Origin of the sequence: Vibrio sp. RW (genome assembly GCF_027587105.1) — a bacterium.
Classification (GTDB): domain Bacteria; phylum Pseudomonadota; class Gammaproteobacteria; order Enterobacterales; family Vibrionaceae; genus Vibrio; species Vibrio toranzoniae.
Genome location: NZ_JAPPTM010000049.1, coordinates 1 through 10,071 on the forward strand (window position 1 = coordinate 1; position 10,071 = coordinate 10,071).

Here is a 10,071-nt window from a genome sequence, read left to right on the forward strand (position 1 = left end):
TTACAGTCTGCTCCCTTTGGCCACTCGGGAACCCCTCCAGGGTGTTTTTTCCTAACTCATAATGGATAGGCTAAAGAGATGTTTTTCCCAACGCATCTCTCAAGTGCGGAGCGCATCATAGCAAACACGTTAAACCTGTAAAGAGTTTTTCTTATGGTTTTGTGTTGAATGCTGCCTTTTTGGGCAAAGATGGCGAAAAGTACGCATATTGCTCGGGAAGTGAACATCTGTACTAAGGTTTACGTATTAATAGGTAACACCTTGAGGTGATTGGCTTTCTGTATTGTGTTCTATGTGTCCAAAACGTGATGAAACGTAAATGGAATTTAATCTAGATTTACACTTCTTGACGTTACAGCATTCATCAGTTGATAGAATACGATTAATTTCATTTATAGATAATAATACCAATCGTAGTAAATCAAGGTGTCATCCTAGCTTGTTAAAATGCTCGATAACGGCGTTAGAATTTTTGATTGTAGAATAACTACTTATCGTAGCTATCAGTTGAAAAGAGCTGCCTTGTTCTCAAGCCTTTTTCCTGCGCTATTTCTGACCACTTGCTCACTGTGATTGGTATAACCTTACTTGCAGACCATTATTATGAAGCGTAAATCTGTTTTACCCCTCTTTATCTTGTCGATTGTTATGGCGTCTCCAACCACACTAGCAAAACTGATGGGCCCAAGCGCTGTCACTGTTGTTACTGAACAGGTCGATGTCCATCAAGTCAGTCAGTCTCTTTCTTTGGTCGGTAAGTTAGAAGCCGAGCAATCTGTGATCATTACTTCTGAAGTAGCGGGTAGGGTTGACTCTATCAACATCAAAGCTAATCAAGATGTCACTAAAGGACAGATGTTGGTCCAATTAGATGACGACAAAGCCAAAGCCGCGGTTGCAGAGGCGCAAGCGTACCTAAAAGATGAGCAACGTAAGCTGGCGGAATTTCAACGATTAGTAAAACGTAACGCGATTACGCAAACTGAAATTGATGCGCAGAAAACCAATGTTGAGATTGCGAATGCTCGATTGGCTGCCGCAAATGCCAATCTTAAAGATCTTCATATCAGTGCTCCCTTCTCTGGTACCGTCGGCTTTATTGACTTTAGCCGCGGTAAAATGGTGACATCTGGTACTGAACTTGTGACCTTAGATGATCTATCTGTCATGCAGTTAGATCTCCAAATTCCTGAGCGTTACCTTTCTAAATTGTCTAAAGGCATGACAGTAACGGCTCGCACTAGTGCATGGGGTGATACTCAGTTCACTGGCACAGTGGTTGGCATTGATTCACGTATCAACGCTGAAACCTTGAATTTACGAGTTCGAATCCACTTTGATAACAACAATGATTACTTGAAACCGGGCATGTTAGTGGCAGCTAATATGGACTTCCCACCAGTTGAAGCTCCGATTATCCCGGTTCAAGCATTGGAGTACTCTGGTACGAAGCGTTTTGTTTACGTGATTGGCGAAGATAACAAGGCAACTCGAACAGAAGTGTTCTTGGGTGCGCGTATCGATAACGAAGTCGTGATTGATAAAGGTATCGAGATTGGTCAGAAGATCGTGGTGCAAGGCATCGTGAATATGCGCGATGGCGTGTTGGTTCAAGAACTCGCCGTTAATCACTCAGCTAAACTTGATGGCGTTACAGCTAATCTTGATGTAAATACAGCAACACAAGAAGGCGCTAACTAATGTTGTTATCTGATGTTTCAGTCAAGAGACCAGTAGCAGCTATCGTACTGAGCTTGCTTTTGGTTGTGTTTGGTCTTGTATCGTTTAGCAAGCTTGCAGTTCGTGAGATGCCAGATATTGAAAGCCCGGTAGTATCGATTAGTACTCGATATGAAGGGGCATCAGCCACCATCATTGAGAGCCAGATTACTTCTAATCTTGAAGACCAGCTCTCCGGAATTAGCGGTATCGATGAAATTGAGTCGACTACCCGAAATGGCTCTTCACGAATCACTATTACCTTTGAGTTGGGTTATGATCTAAATACCGGTGTGAGTGATGTGCGTGATGCAGTAGCTCGAGCACAGCGATCGTTACCTGATGAAGCCGACGATCCAATTGTCTATAAGAACAATGGTAGTGGTGAAGCATCGGTTTACATCAACCTCAGCTCAACCGAGATGGACCGAACGCAGTTAACTGATTACACCGAGCGTGTGTTGATTGATCGCTTTAGTTTGATCTCTGGTGTAAGTTCAGTGGATATTTCTGGCGGCTTGTACAAAGTAATGTACGTGAAGCTGAAACCTGCTGAGATGGCGGGACGTGGAGTAACTGCTTCTGATATTACATCGGCGTTAAACAGTGAGAACATTGAAAGCCCGGGTGGTGAAGTGCGTAACGATGCAATTGTGATGTCGGTTCGTACTGCTCGTTCGTATACCCAAGCAAAAGATTTTGAATACTTAGTAGTAAAACGAGCTTCAGATAACACACCTATCTACTTGAAAGACGTGGCTGATGTTTACATTGGCGCAGAAAATGAAAACTCAACCTTTAAAAGTGACGGCGTGGTTAACGTCAGTATGGGCATTGTACCTCAGTCAGATGCGAACCCACTTGAGGTTGCTGACTTAGTACATAGGGAAGTTGAGGCGATTCAAAAATTCTTGCCTGATGGTACTCGTCTAGCGGTGGATTATGATTCAACCGTCTTTATCGATCGTTCTATCTCAGAGGTATATAGCACACTCTTCGTTACGGGTGGTTTGGTTATCCTTGTGCTATACGTCTTTATTGGCCAAGCACGTGCAACCCTGATCCCTGCGGTGACGGTTCCTGTCTCTTTGATCTCGTCGTTTATTGCGGCGTACTACTTCGGCTTCTCTATCAACCTGATTACCTTGATGGCACTGATCCTGTCTATCGGTCTGGTGGTAGATGATGCCATCGTGGTAGTAGAGAACATTTTCCACCACATTGAACGTGGTGAATCGCCGCTGCTTGCCGCTTATAAAGGCACGCGTGAAGTAGGCTTTGCGGTAATCGCAACCACGCTAGTTCTGGTCATGGTGTTCCTACCAATCTCGTTCATGGATGGCATGGTTGGCCTGTTGTTTACTGAGTTCTCGGTACTGTTGGCGATGTCGGTGATCTTCTCGTCTGTGGTGGCATTAACGTTAACACCTGTCCTGGGCAGCAAGATTTTAAAAGCGAATGTGAAACCGAACCATTTCAATCGATTTGTTGAACGCATTTTTGGCAAGCTAGAAGGTGGTTACAAAGCAGTATTACGTCGTGCTCTACATTGGCGTTGGGCGGCTCCAATCATCATTCTCGCTTGTATGGGCGGCAGTTATGGGTTGATGCAGCAAGTGCCTTCGCAACTAACTCCGCAAGAAGACCGTGGCGTTATCTTTGCGTTTGTTCGTGGTGCTGATGCAACCAGTTATAACCGTATGTCTGCCAACATGGACATTGTTGAAGAGCGATTAATGCCGTTGCTTGGTCAAGGTTTCTTGAAATCATTCAGCATTCAATCACCAGCGTTTGGTGGTAATGCGGGTGACCAAACAGGTTTCGTTATCATGATCCTAGAAGATTGGGACGAGCGAGATGTGACGGCGCAAGAGGCATTGAACGAAGTTCGAAAATCTTTGAATGGTATTCCTGATGTGCGTGTATTCCCGTTCATGCCAGGTTTCCAAGGTGGCTCTAGTGAGCCTGTACAGTTTGTGTTGGGTGGCTCTGATTACTCGGAATTACAAAAGTGGGGCGAAATATTAAAGCAAGCGGCTGAAGACTCTCCAATGATGGAAGGTGCGGATATCGATTACTCTGAGAAAACACCAGAGTTATTGGTTACGGTAGACAAACAGCGTGCAGCAGAGCTGGGTGTGAGCGTCTTAGACATTTCAGATACATTAGAAATCATGCTTGGTGGTAAGAGTGAAACAACGTTTGTTGAACGCGGTGAAGAGTATGATGTTTACCTACGTGGTGATGAGAATAGCTTTAACAATGCGAATGACTTGAGTCAAATTTACATGCGAACTCAGTCTGGCGAGCTAGTGACGCTCGATACGCTAACCCACATTGAAGAAGTCGCATCGTCGATTCGTTTGTCGCACTACAATAAGCAGAAATCGGTGACCATCAAAGCGAACCTAATGGAAGGTTATACGCTGGGTGATGCTCTGGACTTTCTTGATCAACAAGCGATTGAGCAGCTACCGGGTGACATATCAGTGAGCTACTCGGGCGAATCAAAAGACTTCAAAGAGAACCAATCAAGCATCCTAATTGTGTTTGCACTAGCTATGTTGGTGGCGTATTTGGTATTGGCCGCGCAGTTTGAGAGCTTCATTAACCCACTGGTGGTGATGTTCACTGTACCTATGGGTATCTTTGGTGGCTTCTTAGGCTTGGTGTTGATGAGTCAAGGTCTCAACGTATACAGCCAGATTGGTATGATCATGTTGATCGGTATGGTAACTAAGAACGGTATTTTGATCGTGGAGTTTGCTAACCAATTGCGTGACCGTGGTATTGAGTTTGAAAATGCGATCATCGACGCTTCGGCGCGACGTTTGCGCCCAATCTTAATGACGGCGTTTACGACGCTAGCAGGTGCGATTCCATTGATTACCTCGGCAGGGGCTGGCTATGAAAGCCGAGTCGCTGTGGGTACGGTTATCTTCTTTGGTATGGGCTTTGCGACCTTAGTTACTCTGTTCGTTATCCCTGCGATGTATCGCCTGATTTCTGGCTCAACACGCTCTCCGGGTCACGTGGAAGCTGAGCTTAATAAAGAGCTTAGTCATGACAACGTGGGAAGAAGTTCTCATGGTTAATGAACTCGCACGGTTAATGAGCTCGGAATAGTGTAACAATATTGAAAGCCTGCGTTTGCTCCTAGCGAATTGCAGGCTTTTATAGTATGGACACTTTATTTCTTTTTTGCCTGGCTAGCTTCAAATGCTTTTAATTGCTCTGGAGTCGCTTTTGGTTGATGGTTACTCTTCCATTCGTCATATGTCATCCCATAGACACGTTCTCGAGCGTCGTCCAAGTTCAGGTCAGCGCCTATAGATTCAGCTTCAGCAGCATACCATTTGCTAAAACAATTTCGGCAGAAGCCCGCTAAAATCATTAAGTCTATATTAGCGACCTCTTTATTAGAGTCTAAATGCGCCAATAGTCGACGAAATGCTGCAGCATCCAGCTTATCTTGTTCTTCTTGGGTTAGTTGTTTATATTTAAATTGCGCCACAATTTCTTCCTTTTATGAGTTTCATTGTCTATGAGTATTGAGTCTACATTGCTAGGTTATTGATGCAAAGACTCGACTCATCATCTCTGATAACGATATTTGCCTCTGTTTTCCTGATGATTCAATTGGGTTGAGGTTTTATCATAATGTGGAGAGCTTGTGTTTACTGGTATGGTGGCGATTCAAAAGGGTAGGCTCACCAAGCTAATTTACACCTTCGTTACTTCAAAACCATTTGTTCGATTCCTTAATATGGGAAAAAGCCATTAATGTCAGAGTCCAATAATAGTTGGAGCTGATTCAAGCCATCTCTCAATCGAGCCTCATTCCCAATAGACATCAAAGATAATCTGACATGTGGCGTACTTTCATTATTTGCGCAGAAGTAACTACCACTAGTAACTATTACACCTCGGTTTTTGGCTTCCATAGCAAATCGATCTGGCTGCCAATGAGCAGGTAGTGGTAACCAAATATGATATCCAGACGCCGTGAACTCTATAGAAGTAAAAATCTCCCTCACCATCTTCTGCCTTTCATTCGCAACTTCTCTTTGTTGATCCGCTAACCGAAAAGCATCACCGGATTCAATCAACAAAGTCGCTGCAATAAAATTAATTGGAGACGCAAGCCAAATGTTAGTTCTAATATTAGCATTGAGAGCTGTTATCTGACTTTCTGGGGCTTTTAAGTAACCACAACGCATAGCAGGGCTGATAGCTTTAGATAGTGCCGAAATGTGGAACGTATAATCTGGAGCAAAATTAGCTATTGGAGGTATTGGTTCATCATCTAAAAAGCAATAAATATCATCTTCAACTAACCACACTCTCTTATCGTTAATAACTTGTGCTATTTCCTTTTTTCGGGATTCAGGCATTGAGAGCCCTGTTGGGTTCTGATGGCTAGGAACAGTTATCACCATGGCGGCTTGGTGTGCATCAATTTCACTCGCCAAAGCTTTTGGACATAAACCATACTCATCAAGATCGACACCAATTACATGACGGTCTGACATGTTTACAATGGCCAGAATACCTGGGTAGGTAAGTCGTTCGACTAGAATAGTATCACCAGGCTTTGTTAAAGCATCAATGAGTAAAGACAAAGCGTGTTGAGCCCCATTCGTCAGTAACATATTCCCGCTGTTTGCTCCCTCTAAGCCGTATTTTTCCGCCCATTTAACCCCAGCCGCTCTATGAGCGTCATGCCCTGAATGTTCAACATATCCAACAACGTCAGAGGTCAGTATATCCGCTGATTGTCGGTAGGCATTTTTCAACGCAGGTACATTTCTTTCTAGACAAGGTTGAAGTATAGAGAAGTTATAGTTTTCTTCTTTATCGGGAGCTTGGATGGCTTTATCAAGTTCTGAGTTAGCTCGAACGAACGTACCGCGTCCAATAAATGACTCCAAGCACCCTTTGTCATTAAGCAACTTATAAGCTTTTGCAACGGTTGCAGGTGTAGTGCCTAGCTCCTTTGCAAGTAATCGATGAGTGGGTAGCTTTGAGCTTGGCGGGAACTCACCTGTTTCAATTTTCTGCTCTATAACTTCTGCGATATGAATGAATTTACTATTGCTCACAAGGTGCCTCCCCGGACAATCCTGATTTTTAATCGATTATAACATATGTCTTTTTAGTTTTTACTCTTTTAAATAAAAACAAAACCCCACATTGACATAGTTCAATTTAAGAAATAATCTATACTTAAACAATATTGATATAACTCAATATAAACTATAACAACATCAAATTAGGCTTAAGAAATGCTAAAAGAAAAGGTAGGGACACTTAAAAAACAAAGTGTTCAAGAAGTACATTACTGATCATTAAGAACCAACGGCTTTTACATAGCCGTGAAGGTTTTAAATCCAGATCGGATGGTTCAGACCGCTGGCTAGCTCGCCTGTTTGGGATGAGTACATTAGAGCGTATCGTTCCAGCCTTCCCAGAATTTCAACATATTGGAAAAGATTAAGGAAAATAAAATGAAATCAAACAACGTCGCTTTTATTGGTTTAGGTGTAATGGGTTTTCCAATGGCGGGTCATCTTGCAAAAGCAGGGTACAAGATCAAAGTGTTTAATCGTACAGAAAGCAAAGCAAAATTATGGGCGCAAGAATTTTCTGGTGAATACCAGCCAACTCCAGGGTTAGCTGCGACTAACTGTGACATTGTGTTTTTATGCGTAGGGAATGATGACGACGTAAGAAGTGTTGTATATGGCGAAGACGGTGTACTCGCAAGTATGGTTACAGGCTCTGTTTTGGTTGACCACACGACAACATCTGCAGAGCTTGCAGAGGAATTGGCCAGGGCATGTATGGAAAAGAATGTTTCGTTTATCGATGCTCCAGTATCAGGTGGTCAGGCAGGAGCTGAAAATGCAGCTCTGACAATTATGTGTGGTGGTGAGCAAACGGTTTTTGAACACGTAGAGCCCGTGATGCAAAGTTATGGTAAGCAATCGACTTTAATGGGTAAAAATGGGCAGGGACAGCGCAGTAAGATGGTTAATCAAATCTGTATTGCAGGTGTATTAAAAGGGCTAAGCGAAGGTCTCCTTCTGGCAAAAAAAGCAGATCTCAATATTAACCAATTAGTTGATGTATTAAAGCATGGTGCCGCAGGTTCGTGGCAAATGGAGAATAGAACCGTGACTATGTCGCAAGATAAGTTCGATTTTGGTTTTGCTATTGACTGGATGCATAAAGATCTCAGCATTTGCCTAAATGAAGCTAATAAGATGGGTGTTACGCTTCCGCTAACAGAAAAAGTAGACAGTGAATATCAAACTCTACAGCAGCAAGGTTTTGGTCGCATGGATACCTCTGTACTTTTCAAAATCTACGATCGATAACTTCGACAGGAACTTTTCAGTATGGAACTCTTCGGTAACGACATTACACTTTTGATACTAATAGCATTAATGGTATCGGCTTTTGCGGCCGGTTTTATTGACTCCGTAGCTGGCGGTGGAGGGCTAATCTTAGTTCCTTCATTTATCCTTGCAGGATTACCGCCTCAATTGGCTCTGGGGCAAGAAAAAATTGTCAGCACATTAGGTACTATCGCAGCTATTCGAAATTTTGTTCGAAATAAGAAAGTAATTTGGACCGCAGCGGCAACTGGTATCCCAGCCGGCCTCATTGGTGCGTATGCGGGTGCACAAGCGATCCTTTACTTTGACCCTGACACAATCGGAAAAATCATTCTTTTTATGCTTCCGTTCGGAATTATTTTATCTTTCATTCCTAAGAAGAATCGTAATGAAGAAAATTCAGATCCAATCAACAAACAAGTCATTTTATTTGGCGTTCCAGCCGCTGTATTTGTCATTGGCTTTTATGACGGATTTTTTGGTCCAGGTACAGGTAGCTTTTTAATTCTAGCCTTACATTACTTACTTAGATTCGATTTAGTTTCGGCATCAGCGACTTCAAAGCTGTTTAACTTTTATTCCAACATAGGCGCATTATTCGCATTTATGATTGCAGGTAATGTCCTATATATGCTGGCAATACCTTTAGCAGCAATGAATTTACTTGGTAACCATGTCGGGAGTTCATCGGCCATGAAGTATGGTGCCAAACTGATTCAACGGACCATATCAGTCTCACTCAGTCTCACTCAGTCTACTGATGATTTCGCTAGGTTATAAATTCCTGCTCTAAAAACTAGCCAGAAAAAGTCTACACAATGGAATTCTCATTCAATGCGGATGAGAGTTCTCGTATTAATCTATGATTACATGATCAACTATATGAAAGATTTGATAAAGGCTGAACCTAATATTGACTCACTTCTTCCCCATTAAAATCGTGCTGACTCATCAAAAAGGAGTCATTATGGTTATCTTGAATAAAACGAAACGAAGTGGGGTCAAAAGACTTTTAGGGTAGGGGTAATTTGGCGTAGACAGCCAGATTATAAACTGAAAGTAGTTTGATACATATTACGTTCCGTTGTCTTTGAACCTTTACTTGAGATGTTAACCCTATGATTAAATGAGTAACGAGCTAGTCAAAATAAATCCATCAAACTACGTTCACGTCCTAGCATGGTGTAAGTACATTTACCACCATATCAATATGATAAGTTTATATCAGGTATATATCATATACTCGAATCATAAATAGAAGCTGACTTTTTTAACGAATCAATATTAGAAGAGCATAAATCACTTTTAAGAGCTTCGAATTTATCTTCAGACCAATCATAAACTTTTAATTTTAATAGCTCTTCAATGATAGAAGGCTCGAATCTATATTTTAAAAACTTAGCTGGGGAGCCTCCAACAATGCTGTAAGGTGCAACATTCTTCGTAACAAGGCTATTAGCGGCAATAATAGCTCCTTCTCCTATGGAAACTCCCGGCATGATCATACTCCTTATACCGATCCATGCGCCATCCCCAATATGGGTATCTCCTTTTCCAACATAAGCTTGGTCTATGTATTCCATAAAAGGGTAGAGACAAAACCAATCAGCTCTGTGAGTATGATTACCTCCCATTAATATAATGGACTCAGCTCCTATACAAACATAATTGCCAATATGAAGTTTGTCTATTTCCCAAAGAGGTTCCCACTGTTGGCTAACTTCATCACCATGCAAGTATCTGACAACTGATTCCTCGAACCCATTGTCCCAGCAATCGCTATAATAACTATGTTTTCCTTTGATTAAAATATTTGGGTTTGTTACTACTTCATGTAAAAGTTGAGTTTTTGACCAATGTTTTTTTTCCATCATGATATTTCCTTTTGAAAAAATTAAACTGATTTAAAAGTACTGTTGTTGCTACTATTTATAGACTGATAATAAGCTAT

7 protein-coding genes are annotated in these 10,071 nt (G+C 42.0%); 4 read left to right on the plus strand and 3 right to left on the minus strand.

The features are described 5' to 3' along the window. Positions 1 to 603 precede the first annotated feature (603 nt). Entirely contained in the window at positions 604 to 1,701 is a 1,098-nt protein-coding gene (locus tag OCT63_RS20870; protein WP_161673550.1) for an efflux RND transporter periplasmic adaptor subunit, read from the plus strand. After that, complete coding sequence (vexH, locus tag OCT63_RS20875; RefSeq protein ID WP_269984535.1) at positions 1,701 to 4,814, plus strand: vibriobactin export RND transporter permease subunit VexH; 3,114 nt, start codon at positions 1,701 to 1,703, stop codon at positions 4,812 to 4,814. The genes OCT63_RS20870 and vexH overlap by 1 nt, the downstream gene beginning before the upstream one ends. Before the next feature lie 95 nt (positions 4,815 to 4,909). On the opposite strand, the gene OCT63_RS20880 is transcribed toward vexH, so the two are convergent. Together OCT63_RS20880 and OCT63_RS20885 are read right to left on the minus strand one after the other, a co-directional pair. Continuing rightward, positions 4,910 to 5,233, minus strand: a complete 324-nt coding sequence (locus OCT63_RS20880) for a DUF1244 domain-containing protein (RefSeq protein ID WP_017056962.1) — start codon at positions 5,231 to 5,233, stop codon at positions 4,910 to 4,912. Positions 5,234 to 5,480: 247 nt separating this feature from the next. Then, complete coding sequence (locus OCT63_RS20885; protein ID WP_269984536.1) at positions 5,481 to 6,821, minus strand: aminotransferase-like domain-containing protein; 1,341 nt, start codon at positions 6,819 to 6,821, stop codon at positions 5,481 to 5,483. Positions 6,822 to 7,226: 405 nt separating this feature from the next. On the opposite strand from OCT63_RS20885, the gene OCT63_RS20890 reads away from it, so the two are divergent. Together OCT63_RS20890 and OCT63_RS20895 are read left to right on the plus strand one after the other, a co-directional pair. Beyond that, positions 7,227 to 8,099: an NAD(P)-dependent oxidoreductase gene (locus OCT63_RS20890; RefSeq protein WP_269984537.1), complete on the plus strand. Its 873-nt coding sequence runs from the start codon at positions 7,227 to 7,229 to the stop codon at positions 8,097 to 8,099. Positions 8,100 to 8,120: 21 nt separating this feature from the next. After that, positions 8,121 to 8,900 (plus strand): sulfite exporter TauE/SafE family protein, encoded by a 780-nt coding sequence (locus OCT63_RS20895; protein WP_269984538.1) that lies wholly within the window; start codon positions 8,121 to 8,123, stop codon positions 8,898 to 8,900. A gap of 455 nt (positions 8,901 to 9,355) precedes the next feature. Here the strand turns inward: OCT63_RS20895 and OCT63_RS20900 are convergent, their stop codons facing one another. Then, positions 9,356 to 9,991: a CatB-related O-acetyltransferase gene (locus tag OCT63_RS20900; protein ID WP_161673566.1), complete on the minus strand. Its 636-nt coding sequence runs from the start codon at positions 9,989 to 9,991 to the stop codon at positions 9,356 to 9,358. Positions 9,992 to 10,071: the final 80 nt, after the last annotated feature.

Coding starts and splice junctions, on each gene's coding strand:
- OCT63_RS20890 (WP_269984537.1), top strand. CDS start 7,227: ATGAAATCAAACAACGTCGCTTTTATTGGTTTAGGTGTAATGGGTTTT.
- OCT63_RS20870 (WP_161673550.1), top strand. CDS start 604: ATGAAGCGTAAATCTGTTTTACCCCTCTTTATCTTGTCGATTGTTATG.
- OCT63_RS20895 (WP_269984538.1), top strand. CDS start 8,121: ATGGAACTCTTCGGTAACGACATTACACTTTTGATACTAATAGCATTA.
- vexH (WP_269984535.1), top strand. CDS start 1,701: ATGTTGTTATCTGATGTTTCAGTCAAGAGACCAGTAGCAGCTATCGTA.
- OCT63_RS20900 (WP_161673566.1), bottom strand. CDS start 9,991: ATGGAAAAAAAACATTGGTCAAAAACTCAACTTTTACATGAAGTAGTA.